Origin of the sequence: Gelidibacter salicanalis, from assembly GCF_007997285.1 — a bacterium.
In the GTDB taxonomy this organism is placed as follows: Bacteria; Bacteroidota; Bacteroidia; order Flavobacteriales; family Flavobacteriaceae; genus Gelidibacter; species Gelidibacter salicanalis.
Genome location: NZ_VORX01000007.1, coordinates 39505 through 56156 on the forward strand (window position 1 = coordinate 39505; position 16652 = coordinate 56156).

16 protein-coding genes are annotated in these 16652 nt (G+C 37.6%); 5 read left to right on the forward strand and 11 right to left on the reverse strand.

The window, feature by feature from the left end; all coding sequences use genetic code 11:
- Positions 1-70 precede the first annotated feature (70 nt).
- From ES711_RS13410 to rpsA, 7 genes are all read right to left on the reverse strand, one after another.
- Complete coding sequence (locus ES711_RS13410; protein ID WP_146893816.1) at positions 71-562, reverse strand: CAP domain-containing protein; 492 nt, start codon at positions 560-562, stop codon at positions 71-73.
- A gap of 396 nt (positions 563-958) precedes the next feature.
- Positions 959-1606, reverse strand: a complete 648-nt coding sequence (gene pdxH / locus ES711_RS13415) for a pyridoxamine 5'-phosphate oxidase (RefSeq protein WP_146893817.1) — start codon at positions 1604-1606, stop codon at positions 959-961.
- Between the two features lie 147 nt (positions 1607-1753).
- Positions 1754-2662, reverse strand: coding sequence for a ribonuclease Z (locus ES711_RS13420; RefSeq protein WP_146893818.1), 909 nt, complete (start codon positions 2660-2662; stop codon positions 1754-1756).
- 150 nt (positions 2663-2812) lie between these two features.
- Positions 2813-3145 carry a ribonuclease Z gene (locus tag ES711_RS13425; protein ID WP_146893819.1) on the reverse strand — a complete coding sequence of 111 codons (333 nt, stop codon included), beginning with the start codon at positions 3143-3145 and terminating at the stop codon, positions 2813-2815.
- An 11-nt stretch (positions 3146-3156) separates the two neighbouring features.
- Complete coding sequence (locus ES711_RS13430; protein WP_146893820.1) at positions 3157-4086, reverse strand: aspartate carbamoyltransferase catalytic subunit; 930 nt, start codon at positions 4084-4086, stop codon at positions 3157-3159.
- A gap of 41 nt (positions 4087-4127) precedes the next feature.
- Positions 4128-4667 carry a bifunctional pyr operon transcriptional regulator/uracil phosphoribosyltransferase PyrR gene (gene pyrR / locus ES711_RS13435; protein ID WP_146893821.1) on the reverse strand — a complete coding sequence of 180 codons (540 nt, stop codon included), beginning with the start codon at positions 4665-4667 and terminating at the stop codon, positions 4128-4130.
- A gap of 151 nt (positions 4668-4818) precedes the next feature.
- A complete protein-coding gene (rpsA, locus tag ES711_RS13440) occupies positions 4819-6681 on the reverse strand; it encodes a 30S ribosomal protein S1 (protein ID WP_146893822.1) in 1863 nt (620 codons plus the stop codon).
- 289 nt (positions 6682-6970) lie between these two features.
- On the opposite strand from rpsA, the gene ES711_RS13445 reads away from it, so the two are divergent.
- A complete protein-coding gene (locus ES711_RS13445; RefSeq protein ID WP_211363077.1) occupies positions 6971-7348 on the forward strand; it encodes a LysM peptidoglycan-binding domain-containing protein in 378 nt (125 codons plus the stop codon).
- A gap of 291 nt (positions 7349-7639) precedes the next feature.
- Here the strand turns inward: ES711_RS13445 and cmk are convergent, their stop codons facing one another.
- The 3 genes from cmk to lon form a co-directional block, all read right to left on the reverse strand.
- The gene (cmk, locus tag ES711_RS13450) at positions 7640-8332 is read right to left on the reverse strand and encodes a (d)CMP kinase (RefSeq protein ID WP_146893824.1); all 693 of its coding nucleotides are present in this window, start codon (positions 8330-8332) and stop codon (positions 7640-7642) included.
- A gap of 35 nt (positions 8333-8367) precedes the next feature.
- Positions 8368-9387: a type IX secretion system protein PorQ gene (gene porQ / locus ES711_RS13455; RefSeq protein ID WP_146893825.1), complete on the reverse strand. Its 1020-nt coding sequence runs from the start codon at positions 9385-9387 to the stop codon at positions 8368-8370.
- Between the two features lie 93 nt (positions 9388-9480).
- A complete protein-coding gene (gene lon / locus ES711_RS13460; RefSeq protein WP_146893826.1) occupies positions 9481-11931 on the reverse strand; it encodes an endopeptidase La in 2451 nt (816 codons plus the stop codon).
- 283 nt (positions 11932-12214) lie between these two features.
- Between lon and ES711_RS13465 the strand changes: the two genes are divergently transcribed.
- From ES711_RS13465 to ES711_RS13480, 4 genes are read left to right on the forward strand one after another with little or no spacing between them, the layout of a single operon-like run.
- Positions 12215-12775 (forward strand): RNA polymerase sigma factor, encoded by a 561-nt coding sequence (locus ES711_RS13465; RefSeq protein ID WP_246139196.1) that lies wholly within the window; start codon positions 12215-12217, stop codon positions 12773-12775.
- Positions 12776-12782: 7 nt separating this feature from the next.
- On the forward strand, positions 12783-13331 hold the full coding sequence (locus tag ES711_RS13470; protein ID WP_146893827.1) for a hypothetical protein: 549 nt from the start codon (positions 12783-12785) through the stop codon (positions 13329-13331).
- A gap of 10 nt (positions 13332-13341) precedes the next feature.
- Positions 13342-14424 carry a hypothetical protein gene (locus ES711_RS13475; RefSeq protein WP_146893828.1) on the forward strand — a complete coding sequence of 361 codons (1083 nt, stop codon included), beginning with the start codon at positions 13342-13344 and terminating at the stop codon, positions 14422-14424.
- A gap of 13 nt (positions 14425-14437) precedes the next feature.
- Positions 14438-15154 (forward strand): head GIN domain-containing protein, encoded by a 717-nt coding sequence (locus ES711_RS13480; protein ID WP_246139197.1) that lies wholly within the window; start codon positions 14438-14440, stop codon positions 15152-15154.
- A 36-nt stretch (positions 15155-15190) separates the two neighbouring features.
- Here the strand turns inward: ES711_RS13480 and ES711_RS13485 are convergent, their stop codons facing one another.
- Positions 15191-16573 (reverse strand): MFS transporter, encoded by a 1383-nt coding sequence (locus ES711_RS13485; RefSeq protein WP_146893829.1) that lies wholly within the window; start codon positions 16571-16573, stop codon positions 15191-15193.
- Between the last annotated feature and the right edge of the window lie 79 nt (positions 16574-16652).

Consider the following 16652-nt stretch of genomic DNA (forward strand, 5'->3'; position numbering starts at 1 on the left):
ACAGCACAAAAAAACCACTCAGGGAGGAGTGGTTCTTTTCAAAATAACTAACTTAAAAATCAATTGTCTACTATCGTTTAATGAAGATATTGGTAAAATACCATTTACCTTCAGAATTTTTTTCTGCTGAGATATCAAAATCTGTAAAATCGCCTTCTATTATGGCTTTATGCCCAGGGCTATTTAACCATGCATTAACCACAGTTTCTGCTGAATTGTACGCGTAAGCAACATTTTCCGAAACCTTTATCGCCGCTGCATTTTCTACCAAACGTTCTTTACGCTCAAAAAAATTATCGTGGCTCACTTGATTGATGGAGACCATATAGTCCGTGTGTGTAAATGCTACAGATTTTATAACACTTAAATATTTTAGTGGTGCTAATGATAATTCAATTCTGTGGTTATTGATCAGCTCTAAAATTTCTACCTCGATAATTTTGGTAGCTGGAGCAATCAGAACAGTTTGATCAAGACTTGTATCATCACTAACCTCTGATGAACATGAAAATGTTAATACAGCTAATAAGGCCAAGAATGGTAGATATAGTTTGCGTTTCATAGGTGAGCTAATTGGGTTTGGTGGAGCTAAATTAGACGACTATATGAGAACAACTGTTAAATAAATGTTAAAATCGGTGAAAAACATACACTTAATCGATTTTATAGGTCAATCATCGATGAAATACACGTTAAGGAGTGTTAATTTGACTTTTCGTCGTTGAAATCAGCTCTTAAACGTCAACAAAAATGTCATCTGAGATAACTATTTTAAGATATCTTAAGATATGTTCTTAAAATTTATGAAACGATCGTAATTTTGGGATCAGGGGAATCATAGCGAAATCATTCCAAACCTAAGTAAAGTCAGATGTAAAACTTTCGATAATTATCTAAAATAAAAAGAAGTGGTGTTTCTTGCTCTCAGCAAGGTAGTCCTTTGTAAAATATAGTTAACTTAGGGTGCCAAACGCTCCATTACCCAATCAAATTCGGCATTTAAAGTAAACCGTATCCTGTCGTGCAACCTATTAGGGCGACCTTGCCAGAACTCCATAGAAATTGGCTTAACTATAAATCCTCCCCAATGCTCTGGTCGGGGAATCTCTTTAGACTCAAATTCTGCTTCAAGTTGTCGCAGGTTATCTTCAAGAACTTTTCTGTTAGCTACCACGTCACTTTGATGGGATACTAATGCCCCTAATTGGCTGCCGCGAGGGCGCGATTCAAAATACCCATCGCTCATATTTGGAGCAATTTTTTCAGCTATCCCTTTAATGATGACCTGACGTTCAGCCTTTGGCCAAAAAAAAGATAAACATAGTTTAGGATTGTGCAGGATGGCCTTTCCTTTTTCACTTTCATAATTGGTATAAAAGATAAAACCTTCATAAGTAAATTTTTTAAGCAGCACTACCCTACTTTTAGGAAAACCGTCTAAGCCCAATGTTGAAAGGGTCATGGCGTTGGTTTCTCCTTCATTAAAATTAGTGTCCACCTCGTGAAACCATTTTTGAAACACCTCTAACGGATTGTCGCTAATATTAGATTCTAACAATTCCTGTTTCTCGTAAGATTTTCGGTAATTCCCTAAGTCTGTATTCATGTGTGCTAACTTTAAATTAAAGGAAATGTGTGTATTTTATGGAAGCGTAATCGGCTATAAATTTAAGCAAAATATGGTTAGCACATCCGTACAGATTTCAGAATGACCCACTCATTCAGAAATTAAGAAAGACATTGCGAATTGCAACTACTCAAAATTGAAAAATTTCCCGTCTTTGGCAAGCTTTACCGGTTTAAAGATGGTTTCTGCTTCTTGCTTAAATTCATTCAAATCGTCGTAACGCGTGGAATAATGACCTAAAATAAGGGTTTTTGCATTGGCCATTTTTGCTATTGTTGCAGCCTCCTTAGCCGTTGAATGCTTAGTCTTTGGTGCTAAGTGTCCGTGTTTTTCTAAAAAAGTCGATTCGTGATAGAGCACATCAACGTCTTTTATAATAGGTACAATGCTTTCCTTATATGCCGTGTCACTGCAAAATGCGTAACTTTTTGGTGGGTTTGGCGCTGTTGTTACTTTCTTATGATCAATGAGTACGCCGTCATTATTTAATACATCATGACCTTGTTTTAACTTATTGTAGTACGCGATATCAATATTAGCTTCAATGACTGCAGGCATATTTAAATGGCGATCACCTTCTTTCTCCTTAAATAAAAATCCGTTGGTATAGATCCGATGGTCTAAAGGAATGGTCCACACTTCAACTTTTTCATCTTCAAAGATAAGCTCTGAAGTGTCAGAAGTCAATTCATGAAAATAGAGCGGGTAATTGGTCCAAGAATCTGCCAATTTCATTTGTAACGTAATGACTTCCTTCAATCCCTTTGGACAATGGATATGTAATTCTGTTTCACGCGTTAACAGTCGAAATGTAGAAATCAATCCGACCAGTCCAAAAAAATGATCGCCGTGCAAATGGGAAATAAAAATATGTTTGATACGGGCAAACTTAATTTTATTGCGGCGTAACTCTACCTGTGTGCCTTCACCACAATCAATCAAGAACAGATGATTATTGATCTCTAAAACCTGAGCCGTAGGATTGGTATCCCTTCTTGGAGTGGCGCTGAAGCACCCGAGTATGTTGAGTTTCATGTTATAAGTTTAGAGGTAGGAGTTGATGACACGCTGATGTCTGATATGAAAAATTTTAAGTTTATGAATTTGGAACCGGTCCCATAGAAATTTTGAGGCCTTTACACTAAGTACATCTAAACTTTGAACTCCTCAACCTATAACCTAATTTTAGATGCCTAAATCGCGCTCCATCTCTTCCATTTCAATAAGATCATACGCTTCTTTAAGCGTCGGAACCACCATAATCTCGTCTGGTGTTTCTTCAATATTGATTTTATTCGTCACAATTACAAAGGAATGTTTGGCGCGACGGTGCATGTTGGACAGTTCTAAAAACTCGATAATATCTTGTAAACTTACGTCGCGAATCACGGATAAATTTATAATGACATCATCGTTTTTAAATTTTGGATACGTTGCTTGAAGTTTTTTTACCAATTCTACAATGGTACTTTTTTCTTGCGTTATAAGGGTGATGTTATTGTCTTTGTCAAAAAGCATAGCTGTGTGTTTTAATGTTTAATTTTTGAAGCTAATAAGTAAATGACTGCCATCCTAATGGCCACACCATTTTGAACTTGATCTAAAATAATGGCTTGTTTAGAATCGGCAACGTCACTCGTAATTTCCACCCCACGGTTAATTGGTCCCGGGTGCATAATGGTTATTTCTTTATCTAAGGAATTGAGCAATGCGCTATTTACCCCATACTGTTGTGTATATTCTCTGGTGGATGGAAAATAGGTCATATCCATTCGTTCATTTTGCACACGAAGCATATTGGCAACATCACACCACTGCAACGCTTTTTTTAGGTTGGTTTCTACTTTCACGCCTAATTTATCGATGTATTTCGGTAGTAACGTTTTTGGACCGCACACCATCACATTGGCGCCTTGCAACTGTAAGGCAAAGATATTGGACAAGGCCACACGGCTGTGCAATATATCGCCTACAATGACCACGTTTTTTCCTTGCACCTGACCCAATCGTTCCCTAATGGAATAACTGTCTAGCAAAGCCTGTGTAGGGTGTTCGTGGGCGCCATCTCCAGCATTAATGATACTTGCGTTGACATGTTGCGAAAGAAAAACACTGGCCCCAGGGTTTGGATGTCTCATGACCACCATATCCACCTTCATGGATAAAATATTGTTAACGGTATCAATTAAGGTTTCTCCTTTTTTTACGGATGATTGTGAGGCTGAAAAATTAATGACATCTGCGGAGAGTCGTTTTTCGGCCAATTCAAAAGAGAGCTTGGTACGGGTGGAGTTTTCAAAAAATAAATTGGCAATGGTAATATCTCGGAGCGAGGGTACTTTTTTGATCGGACGGTTAATGACTTCCTTAAAATGATCGGCAGTTTCAAAAATAAGTTGGATATCTTGTGAATTCAGATATTTAATTCCCAATAAGTGATTGACACTTAATTCGCTCATTGTTTGCTGTATTTATACTCTATTAATTATACGGTCCATAGTTACGCTTCCACTAAATACACGGCATCTTCACCTTCATTTTCTACCCAGTTCACTTTTACCTTTTCCTTATTAATAGCATCTACTTGTCGCCCTTTATAGTTGGGCTGAATGGGCAAGTGTCGGCTAAAACGTCGATCGATAAGCGTGAGGAGTTCAATTTCATTAGGACGTCCAAAAGATTGAATAGCAGTAAGAGCGGAACGGATACTTCTGCCTGTATAAAGCACATCGTCAATAAAGACAATATTCTTGTCCTCAACAATAAAATTGATTTCTGTAGTATTCGCCTCTAAAGGCTTTTCACCACGGCGAAAATCGTCTCTAAAAAAAGTTATATCTAAATGACCTAACTGAATGTGCTTAATCTTATAGTCTTCCTTTAATATTTGAGCAAGTCTGTTGGCTAAGAATTTTCCTCTGGGCTGAATGCCAATGAGTACGGTATCCCTAAAATCGTTGTGTTTTTCAATCAGTTGACAAGCCAATCTATGGAGAATGATATTGATCTCTTTTGCGTTAAGTAGAACTTTTTGGCTCATAGTTTTCCAAACGTATTTGGTTTACAAATTTAGGATAAATATTCTTCTATGCAATGCTTTTTTCTTTCAAAGACCCAAGGCGGCACGTATTAGAAATAAAAAAGCCTTCAACGAGATGTTGAAGGCTTTGATTTACAAATGTTTTGAAAGATTATTTCTTCCCGTCCATTTTATCTTTAAGAGCTTGTAAAGCATCATTGGCATCACCAAGTGTTGGTTTTGACTCTGCTGCAGAAGCTTCTGCTTTAGCAACAGCCGCTTTTACGTTAGCAATTTCTTCTTGTTTAAAGATAGCAGTATGAGAAGCGACAACACGTTTGAATTCTTTGTTGAACTCAATAATTTTGAATTCAGCAGTATCACCTTTTTTCAATTTCTTACCATCTTCCATTTCTAAATGACGTGAAGGAACGAAAGCAACGATATCTTCGTTAAACTCTACAGTTGCACCTTTATCAACCATTTCAGAAATTTCTGCTTTGTGCGTAGTACCTAAAGCAAATTCAGTTTCGTATTTATCCCAAGGATTGGTGGTAGTTTGTTTGTGACCTAAACTTAATTTACGTCCTTCAACATCCAATTCCAATACTACAACATCTAAGTTATCACCTACGTTACAGAACTCACTTGGATGCTTGATTTTCTTAGTCCAAGATAGATCAGAGATGTAAATCAACCCGTCAATACCTTCTTCCAATTCTACAAACACACCAAAGTTAGTGAAGTTACGTACAATACCTGTGTGCTTAGAGCCCACTGGGTATTTCGTAGTAATATCAGTCCATGGGTCTGGCGTCAATTGTTTGATACCTAATGACATTTTACGGTCTTCTCTGTCAAGAGTTAAGATAACCGCTTCAATTTCATCACCAACTTTTACGAAATCTTGAGCAGAGCGTAAATGTGTTGACCACGACATTTCACTTACGTGAACCAAGCCTTCTACACCTTCTTCTACTTCAATGAATGCACCGTAATCAGCAATTACAACAACTTTTCCTTTCACTTTGTCTCCAACTTTTACGCTTTCGCCTAAAGCTTCCCAAGGATGTTTGCTCAATTGTTTTAAACCTAATTGGATTCTTGATTTATCTTCATCAAAATCAAGGATTACCACGTTAAGTTTTTGATCCAATTCTACAATCTCGTTTGGATGGTTGATACGTGACCAAGAAAGGTCAGTAATATGTACTAAACCATCTACACCACCAAGATCAATAAAGACACCGTAAGATGTGATGTTTTTAACAACACCTTCTAATACTTGTCCTTTTTCTAATTGACCAATAATTTCTTTTTTCTGTTCTTCAATATCCGCTTCAATAAGCGCTTTATGAGACACTACAATGTTTTTAAATTCGTGGTTGATTTTCACAACTTTAAATTCCATTGTTTTATTAACATACTGATCGTAATCTCTAATAGGTTTCACATCAATTTGAGAACCTGGTAAGAATGCTTCAATACCAAATACGTCAACGATCATACCACCTTTAGTACGACATTTAACAAAACCGTTTACGATTTCGCCAGTGTCATGTGCATTGTTTACACGATCCCAAGCTTTGATTACTCTAGCTTTACGGTGAGATAATACTAACTGACCGTTAGAATCTTCACGCACATCAATTAAAACTTCTACTTTGTCACCAACTTTTAAATTAGGATTGTAACGGAACTCATTAAGAGAAATTACACCTTCAGATTTTGCATTGATATCAATAATAGCGTCACGATCAGAAATATGGATCACTACACCTTCAACAACTTCATCGTCTAGAGTGTCTACGAAATTTTCTGATACTAATTTTTCAAATTCCTGTAATTTCTTGTCATCCACTTGCTCAATTCCTTCTTCGTAATTGTGCCAGTTAAAATCTGCTAAGAATTTCTCAGGATTTGCTTGTGCTTCTGATACTTTAGGAGCCGTTTGTTCAGTAGTTTGAGTATCTACTGCTGTTTCTGTAGCGTTAGTAGTCTCTACTTCGGCTTGATTTGTTTCTTTTTCAGACATTTGCTGAATACTAATTTTGTATTCTGAGTGTTCTAGGAAGTTTTATGCGATCAACACACAGAAGTGTTATTTGCTTTTAGTTTTCATTCCTTTTATCTTCCAATGGGTACCGCTAAAAGGAGTGCAAAAATACAATATAATTCTCTCATTCACAAATTATTTGAGACCGCGATGTACTATTGTAATAAAAAGGAATTGGATTGGAGAACAAATGATCGTATAAGGGTTACAAAATTGGGCATAAATTCTTTAAATTTACGTTTACATTAACTTAAAAAAATCAATTATTATGGTAAAATCTAAGTATCAAAGTGTTTTAGATCTTGGTAAAGAGCTAAACATTCAAGGCGGGGATGTTTCAGAAGAAAATGGTATCTTAAAAATGAAAGGGACGGCCAAAAACCAATATGAGAAAAACCTATTATGGGATAAAATTAAATCTATTGGCGGCGAAAACCCTTCAGACATCAATGCTGACATTAAAGTAGCTGATACTTCAGTGTACGCGAGACATACAGTTAAATCTGGCGAAACGCTTGGTAAAATTGCAAAACAATATTATGGTGATGCTTCTAAATACCAAAAGATCTATTCAGCAAATAGCGACATCTTAAAGAATCCAGATATGATTCATCCTGATCAAGAACTTATTATTCCTAACGAATAAATAGAACATGTCTTTTATACAAAAACGATCCAATGGATCGTTTTTTTTATGTTTTATAACATTGTTGTCCGATAAAGAATCAAGACCGCTGCGCTGTTAGAATAAAGACTTGTTTGCAACTAACTGACAAACAACGATCATTTAAATTAAAATCGCACATTCCCTCCCGGTAGAAACAGTTTCTAAAATGCATGGTCTCATTTCGGAAATCTTCTAATGTCCCTTGCTTTAAATGAGTTTGTTAATTTATTATTTATTTTTATCGGACACTAATGGTTTTATAATTTGTTTTTAATAGGGATTGATGACTTTTTGGGCAATGTCATAGAGCGTTTCAAATTGGGCTTTTAGAGATAAATTGGAATTGTCAATTTCTATAGCATTATCCGCCTTCATCAACGGCGAATCCTCTCGGGTAGAATCAATTAAATCCCGCGATTCTACATTAATTAACACGGCTTCATAACTGACCTCCTCTTTGCGCTCAAGCAATTCTTTATAGCGACGTTTAGCTCTGGTTTCTGCGGAAGCGGTCATAAAAAACTTTAATTCGGCATCCGGAAAAACCACCGTGCCTATATCACGGCCATCCATAACAACGCCTTTCTCCTTACCCATTTGCTGCTGTTGATTTACTAACATGCGTCTTACCTTAGATACCTCTGCTACCTGACTTACATTTTGCGATACTTCTAAAGTTCGGATTTCATTTTCAACGTTCGTGCCATTTAAATACACTTCCGCAAAGCCTAATTGTTCATTACATGTAAAGCTGACTTTAACACTGTCCAATTCTGAAATCAATCGGTCAACATCAAAAGAATCTTTTGAAATGATCTGATGCTGCATAGCGTATAAGGTGACCGCGCGGTACATCGCACCAGAATCGACATATACGTAACCCAAGGCTTTGGCCAATTGTTTGGCTACCGTACTTTTTCCAGTAGATGAAAATCCGTCAATAGCAATTGTAATCTTCTTCATATTTTCTTTCCGTTAAAACGGAACTCTTTTTTAATTTATCTCAAATCGATCTGTAATCCGAAAAAACTTGAATTCGATGCCGCAGTATAGCGTGCATGTGTATAGCTAAAGCGCAATTTATTAAGTTTGACGCCAATCCCAAAGGAAAGACCTGAAAAGTTACGTTGGTTTTCAATGCGCAATTCTTCAGCGCGCCTAAAATTATACCCCAGTCTCAAATTGAAGCCGGCTTCTGGAAACAGCTCAGCTCCTAGTATGGTATGTCGCATGACTTCATTGATAAATCCAACTTTTTCTTGGGTCTGATTGCCATCTAAATCGGTAGTGGCCCGTGCAGGATTGGATACACCTATTGGCCATTGTTGCAGATTGTCAAACGTTAGATGCCATCGTAAAGGCACATGTTGCAAAGTTTGAGACATGCCTAAATTGACCTCCAGAGGTAAATTCTCATTTAGGTCTGCATAGGTGGTAAATTGCGTTCCAAGATTTCTAACCGTAACGGCGGCATGAAAATCAAGCGTTTGGTTAATATAAATCATCCCGACATCAAGCGCACCCCCTATTGAGTTGTATTGTTCTAATTTTGAAGTGATCAGTTTGGCGTTAGCGCCTATATAAAAATCAGAGTATGGAATCTTATAGGAATACCCCAAAGACAAAGCGGCCTCATTACCCGTAAAGGTTCCAGTAGAGACCCCATTTTCATCATAGCCGTCAAATGTACCGTAATTGATATAAGTCATGCCCACATGAAAAGTTTGCAAGTGTCGGTCCCAGGTATAGGCATAAGCTCCGGTACCGTAACTGATACCGCCTAAATAACTGGAGTAATTTAAAGCCAACTGATTATCCATCTCAGGATTAATAGTCGCCGGATTGTACAAACCTCCCGTAACGTCATCATCAAAATTAGTGATGTTCTTGCCCCCTAAAGCGGCCTGTCGCGGCGAAGACACTAGATTTAAAAATTGGTAGGTTGACTCTCCGCCAAGTTGGGCGAAAACTGTGGCGTGTAATAACACAAAGTATAAAACAGCAATCCTCTTACCCATAGCAGGACAAAAGTAAGATTTCTTCCCCAACACCGAGAGATCTTTATGGTTTTTAAACCAAAAATAAACGGCAACTTAGTGTTGCCGTTTAGGTTATAATGTTTTAAAGTTCTTGACTTTCTCCTTAGTGAGCGCTTGTTTTAAAACATCGCTCATGTCCGTGACATAGTGGAAGGTCAATCCTTTTAAATATTCAGGTTTGATTTCTTCAATATCGCGTCTGTTATCTTCACAGAGGAGGATTTCTTTAATTCTCGCACGCTTAGCAGCCAATATTTTTTCTTTGATACCTCCAACCGGCAACACTTTTCCTCTCAAGGTAATTTCTCCCGTCATGGCTAAGCTGTTTTTTACTTTGCGTTGGGTAAATAAAGATACCAATGAGGTTAACATCGTCACCCCAGCACTCGGTCCGTCCTTAGGCGTTGCACCTTCTGGTACGTGAATATGCACATTATACTTTCCGAATACCTCAGGATCTATCCCAAATTCTTCGGCGTTAGATTTAATGTATTCCATAGCAATGGTGGCCGATTCTTTCATCACCGTTCCTAAGTTACCCGTAATGGTTAGCGTTCCCTTACCTTTAGATAGTATGGATTCGATAAATAATATATCGCCTCCAACTTTAGTCCACGCCAATCCAGTAACCACACCTGCGACGTTATTATTTTCGTATTTGTCACGCTCCATTCGTGGAGATCCCAATACTTCAATCACATCTTCATTAGAAATCTTTTTGCTGTACGGTTCTTCCATGGCAATATTTTTGGCCGCGTAACGAACCATTTTTGCCAATTGCTTCTCCAAGCCTCTCACCCCAGATTCTCGTGTATAGCCTTCTACAATTTTCTCTAATTGTGGTTTTGCTATTTTTAAATCATTATCCGTCAAGCCGTGTTCTTTAAGTTGCTTTGGCAATAAATGACGTTTGGCAATTTCTACTTTTTCTTCTATGGTATAGCCTGTAACATCAATAATTTCCATCCGGTCCAACAACGCAGGTTGAATGGTACTCAAGCTATTGGCTGTAGCAATAAACATGACTTTAGATAGGTCGAAGCCCATTTCGAGGAAATTATCGTGGAAGTCGCCATTTTGCTCAGGGTCCAGAACCTCCAACATTGCTGAAGATGGATCACCCTGATTACTGTTGGATAATTTATCAATCTCGTCCAATACAAAAACAGGATTGGAAGTGCCTGCTTTCTTCAAACTTTGAAGGATCCGTCCTGGCATGGCACCTATATAGGTTTTTCTATGACCGCGGATTTCCGCTTCATCACGCAAACCTCCTAAAGACATCCGAACATACTCACGACCCAATGCTTCTGCGACCGACTTTCCTAATGAGGTCTTCCCTACTCCCGGAGGTCCGTAAAGGCAAAGAATTGGCGATTTCATATCATTACGCAGTTTTAAAACCGCTAGATATTCGATAATTCTTCGTTTGACATCATCCAAACCATAATGGTCACGATCCAATATGCGCTTAGCACGTTTTAAATCAAATTTATCCTTACTGAATTCATTCCAAGGAAGTTCTAAAAACAGATCCAAATAGTTTCTTTGGATGGAATATTCGGCAACTTGCGGATTCATGCGCTGTAGTTTCATCAACTCTTTCTGAAAATGGGTATCCACTTTATCGTCCCATTTTTTAGACTTAGAGCGCACTTTCATTTCGTCAATCTCTTCGTCATAAGAAACCCCACCCAATTCTTCTTGAATGGTCTTCATTTGTTGATGTAAAAAATATTCGCGCTGTTGTTGGTTCATATCACTCTGAACCTTAGACTGAATGTCGTTTTTAAGTTCCAATTTTTGGAATTCAACATTCATATATTTTAACGTCGCCAAAGCACGTTCTTTCAAATCGTTAATTTCCAGCAAATTTTGCTTTTCTTCAATTGAAAGATTCATATTTGACGAGACAAAATTTACCAAAAACGAGTTGCTCTCAATATTCTTGATGGCAAAAGTTGCTTCCGTAGGAATATTTGGACTGTCTTTAATAATTTGCAGTGCCAAATCTTTGATCGACTCAATAATTGCTGAAAACTCTTCGTTGTCTTCAGCCGGTTTGGCTTCCGCAACGTCCTTTACAGTGGCGGTAATATAAGGATCTTCTGAAATGACCTCGTCAATTTCAAAACGTTTTTTTCCTTGAATTATAATGGTAGTATTTCCATCAGGCATCTTTAACACCCTGAGAATGCGGGCTACCGTACCTGTTTTATATACATCCTTACCTTCAGGATCTTCAATACTGCCATCTTTTTGGGAAACCACACCAATCACCTTACTCCCTTTATTGGAGTCATTGATGAGTTTGATCGATTTATCTCTCCCTGCAGTAATAGGAATCACCACGCCAGGAAATAATACGGTATTGCGCAACGGCAATATCGGTAAGGTTGCTGGTAATTCTTCGTTATTTATTTGCTCTTCATCTTCTGGTGTCATTAAAGGAATTAACTCAGAGTTTTCATCAAACTCCTGAAATGACAAACTGTCAAGACTTAAAAATTTTGATTCTTTCATATATGTTTAAAGGTCATTATGTCATCAAATCGACATAATATTTTGTTTTCAATTAGTATTAACATCCAATTAACCCCTGACAACCAATAGATTGATCACAGAATTGCTAACGGAGACACCCTATGTTTCCAATAGTTATGCCATACTTGAGCTTAAGATGGGTTGTTTATCGCAATCCATTTTGAAACCCAATTTTTACATCACCATCAATTTTCAGAAAATATATTCAAAAAACTGTAACATTGTTTCAGTAACTTCATCATTATATCAAAGCAACTGTTGTTTGAATCTAACCTTATCACATATTAAAGACCTGCTCGAGCAGTGCAAACTCGGCAATGAACGTGCTCAAATGGAAGTTTATCGCAGGTACTTTCATGCGATGTATAATACTAGTTATCGCATCGTAAAAGATAGGTTTGAAGCAGAAGACATTATGCAGGAGTCCTTTTTGACCGCCTTTACGAAATTGGACACTTTAAATGATGTGGCGCTGTTTGGACCGTGGTTGAAACGGATAATAATAAATAACAGTATTAGTGTGTATCGAATGATGGAAAAAGAATTAAACCTTCCTTTAGATGATAGGTTATATAAAGTGGAAGACTGTGAAGATATTGAGGATGATTACCAATTTACCAATGTTAAATCCGCCCAAATAATGGAGTGTATGAAGAACTTGAAAGCTAATTATCGATTATGCCTCACCTTAAATTTAATTGAAGGTTATGATTATGACGAGATATGTGAGATTATGGGCATCAGTTATGCCCATTGCCGGACAATGATCTCTAGAGCTAAAGAAAGTTTAAGACAAAAATTAAATGTTGAATTGAAAAGTTAAAGACCTTATGATGCAAAATGATAGTATAGAAAAACTTTTTAAGGACTTAGATCCCGACTTTGACTTTGAATCCCCAAAGGAAGGTCATGAACAGCGCTTTTTAAAACGGTTGCATAACCACCCTATGACCCCAACGACACGTTTTAAGGTTTATAAATTTATTGCTGCTATCGCTGCTGTGCTCGTCATCGGATTCGGTGTATTTAAGGTGGTCAAACCACAACCAAAAACCAATGATTTGGCCAGTGTTTCAGAACAAATGTCCCAAACTCAAAATTTCTTTACCACGACCATAAATTCTGAACTTAATAAAATAAAGACGATCCGGACTCCAGAAAATGACGCCATGGTTTCCGATGCCTTAAAACAAATGGATGTATTGGAAACCAATTATAAGCGCCTAAAAAAGGACCTCCAAGAAAGTGGAAATGACCAACGTGTCGTGTATGCCATGATTTCCAATTTACAGAACCGAATTGACCTGCTAGAAGACGTTTTAGCATCCATCGAAAAGTTAAAAAAACTACATTCGGAACAAACACAACTCACACTTTAAAACCATTATTATGACGACTAAACATGTACTCCTTGCCTTCGCTTTCCTCCTGTTCAACAGCAGCTTTGCTGAAAATGATTGGAACGGAAAACACACTAAAGAAAAAATAATTAAAAAAGAATACACTGTTTCTAGAGATGCCTTACTAAAAATTGACAATAGTTACGGCAATATCAATATCATCACGTATTCCGGAAGCACCGTCAGCATTGAAGTCAAAATTAAAACCAATGGCAACAGTTTAGAAAAAGTTGAGGAAAGACTGGATGAAATTACGGTAGATTTTCAGGCGTCATTCACTAAAGTTTCTGCCACTACCATCTTTCATAATAACCGATCGCATACTTGGTGGAATTGGGGCCGAAGTTCCAACGTCAATATGGAAATCAATTACCTTATTAAATTACCCATCACCAATAGCGTGGACCTTAGTAATGATTACGGAAGCATAAACTTAGACCGATTGGAAGGTCATGCCAAAATAAATTGTGATTACGGTAAAATTACCACTAAAGAACTCATGGCAGACAATAACGCCATAAGCTTTGATTATACCAATAACAGCTTTTTTGAGTACATCAAAAGTGGTAAAATTAGTGCCGATTATAGCGGCTTTACCGTTGCCAAAACTAAAGATTTAGAAATTGAAGCAGATTATACAAAATCCGTAGTGGAGATCGCGGAAAATATCACCTACTCCTGTGATTATGGCTCAATAACCATCCAAAAAGCCAACACTATTAAAGGTGATGGCGACTATCTTACCGCGCGTTTTGGAGAAGTTTATAAAAACATACACCTCACCTCCGATTATGGTTCTATCAAAATAGACAAGATTACCGTTAATGCAGGTAATGTTTCTATCAATTCTAACTACACCGGCATCACCATTGGTTACGATGCCAATTACCAATTTAAGTTTGACATCAATTTAGAATACGCTTCCCTTAGAGGTGCCGAAGATTTTGAATTCACCTCTAAAAAAGAAGAATCCAACGATAAGTATTACAAAGGTTTCCGAGGATCTGCAACAACCAATAACCGAATAAAAATAAGCACGGATTACGGTAGTGTCACCTTTAAAAGCAATTAAAATAAATACAATTATGAAAACAACAATTTTATGTATGCTCGCATTAATCATGGTTAAAGGCATTCAAGCGCAGAAGAAAATTAAGGGAAACGGGGTTATGACCTCATTAAACAGAACTACGACAGATTATGACGCCGTCAGATTTGCGGGAGCGTTCGATTATGTGCTGGTTGCAGGAAAAGAAGGTAAGATTATAGTGGCAGGCGAAGAAAATCTCCTAAATTATATTCTTACAGAAGTGAAAAATGGCACTTTAGTGGTAAAAACAGAAGATGGCATCAATTTACAACCATCTCAAAATAGGACTATAAAAGTCACGGTTCCTTTTGAAGCACTAAATGCGGTCGCAATGGCCGGCTCTGGTGATTTATGGACAGAACATACTATCAGTTCAAAACATCTGAACGTTTCATTAGCGGGCTCAGGGGATGTCAAGCTGGATGTCGCTATGACCTCATTAAAAGCGGAAGTTGCAGGATCAGGTGACCTTAGCATCATTGGGAACACCACTAATCTGGAAGTGAATTTAGCAGGTTCAGGAGACTTTAATGGTTTTAATTTGAATTCAGATGACACTGAAGTTAGCATTACAGGGTCAGGAACTGTGGATGCCGTTTCAAATGAACGGTTAAAGGCACGGGTGACGGGATCAGGAGATGTGACCTATAAAGGCAATCCATTCTCTAAAGACACTAAGGTGACCGGGTCTGGAACAATTAAATCATTGTAGTATCGGAAGAGTTTTCGTGCAGTTTTAACAAATGTTTTATAATTGATTTTTTCTTGGGACTCTAAAAAGTAGGACAATTCCAATCAAAAAGAATACAAAAAGAAATAGAATGGCATTTCGCATACTTCCGGTGACTTGGTCAATGGTTGCAAAAATGACCATACCGATGACGATACCGATTTTTTCGGCCACATCAAAAAAGCTAAAATAAGATGTGGTGTCTTTTGTCTCTGGTAAGAATTTAGAATAGGTGGAACGCGCCAAGGCCTGAATGCCGCCCATGACAAAGCCTACAAAGGCTGCCGCCAAGTAAAAATCGTTGGGTGTGATCATGAAGTAAGCATAAAAACACAATGCCATCCAAATCACATTCACGACGATTAAGGTTTGAATGTTACCAAATTTAGAAGAGGCTTTAGAAGTTAAAGTTGCTCCTACAACGGCTACCAATTGAATAATCAGGATACTGATAATCAACCCCATGGTTTTCTCATCGGAATCAGCCCAGGCTATTTCCTCTTCTCCAAAATAAACCGCCACCAACATGATAGTCTGAACGGCCATGCTAAATACAAAAAACGCCAATAAATAACGCTTCAACCTTAAATTTTCGGTCAGATCCTTCCAAACCAACAGTAATTCCTTAAAGCCATTTAAGACTACTGATTTGGTTACTTTATTGCCCGAGGACACGCCTTTTGGTAGCACATAAAAGGTATATTGACTAAATAATATCCACCACACCCCCACGGTAATAAAAGCAACTTTCATCGCATTCATTGAGGCGGCACCTTTGGCGGCTTCTGTAGCTAAGGCGATTTCACTTTCAGTTCCATTCGCTACTATCTCAGACGACACAGCAATTGAAAATCCAAAAAATTCAGGTTTCATCACCATCGCCAAATTAAAAATTAATAAGATGACACTCCCTATATATCCCATGGAAAATCCTTTGGCACTTACTTTGTCCTGCTGTTCTGGAAATGCAATGTCAGGCAGATAAGAATTATAGAATACCAAACTCCCCCAGTACCCTATCAAGCCCATAAAATAAAACAACAAACTGATGTGGATGTGTTCCAAACTGAACCAGTATAAGCCAATACACCCAATTCCGCCTACATAACAGAAAAACTTCATAAAGTTCTTCTTGTTCCCCACATAATCCGCGATGCCTGATAAAATTGGTGAGGTAAGAGCGACGACTAAAAAGGTAAACGCCGTCACAAAAGTAATCAGTGCCGTACTTTTAAACTCGAAACCAAATGCTGTGACCTTCTTAACTTCTGACATAAATAGTGCAGAATAGAAAATAGGGAAAATTGACGATGCAATGGTGAGGGTATAGACAGAATTTGCCCAATCATAAAAGGCCCAAGCATTGAGCAATTTTTTACTTCCTTTTTGAAGTTGTGTCATTCGTGTAGATTATGGGTGATCAATTACGGTTTTAAAGGATGCCTTTAAGGTTGTCAAGATAATTTAGATAGCAACACGT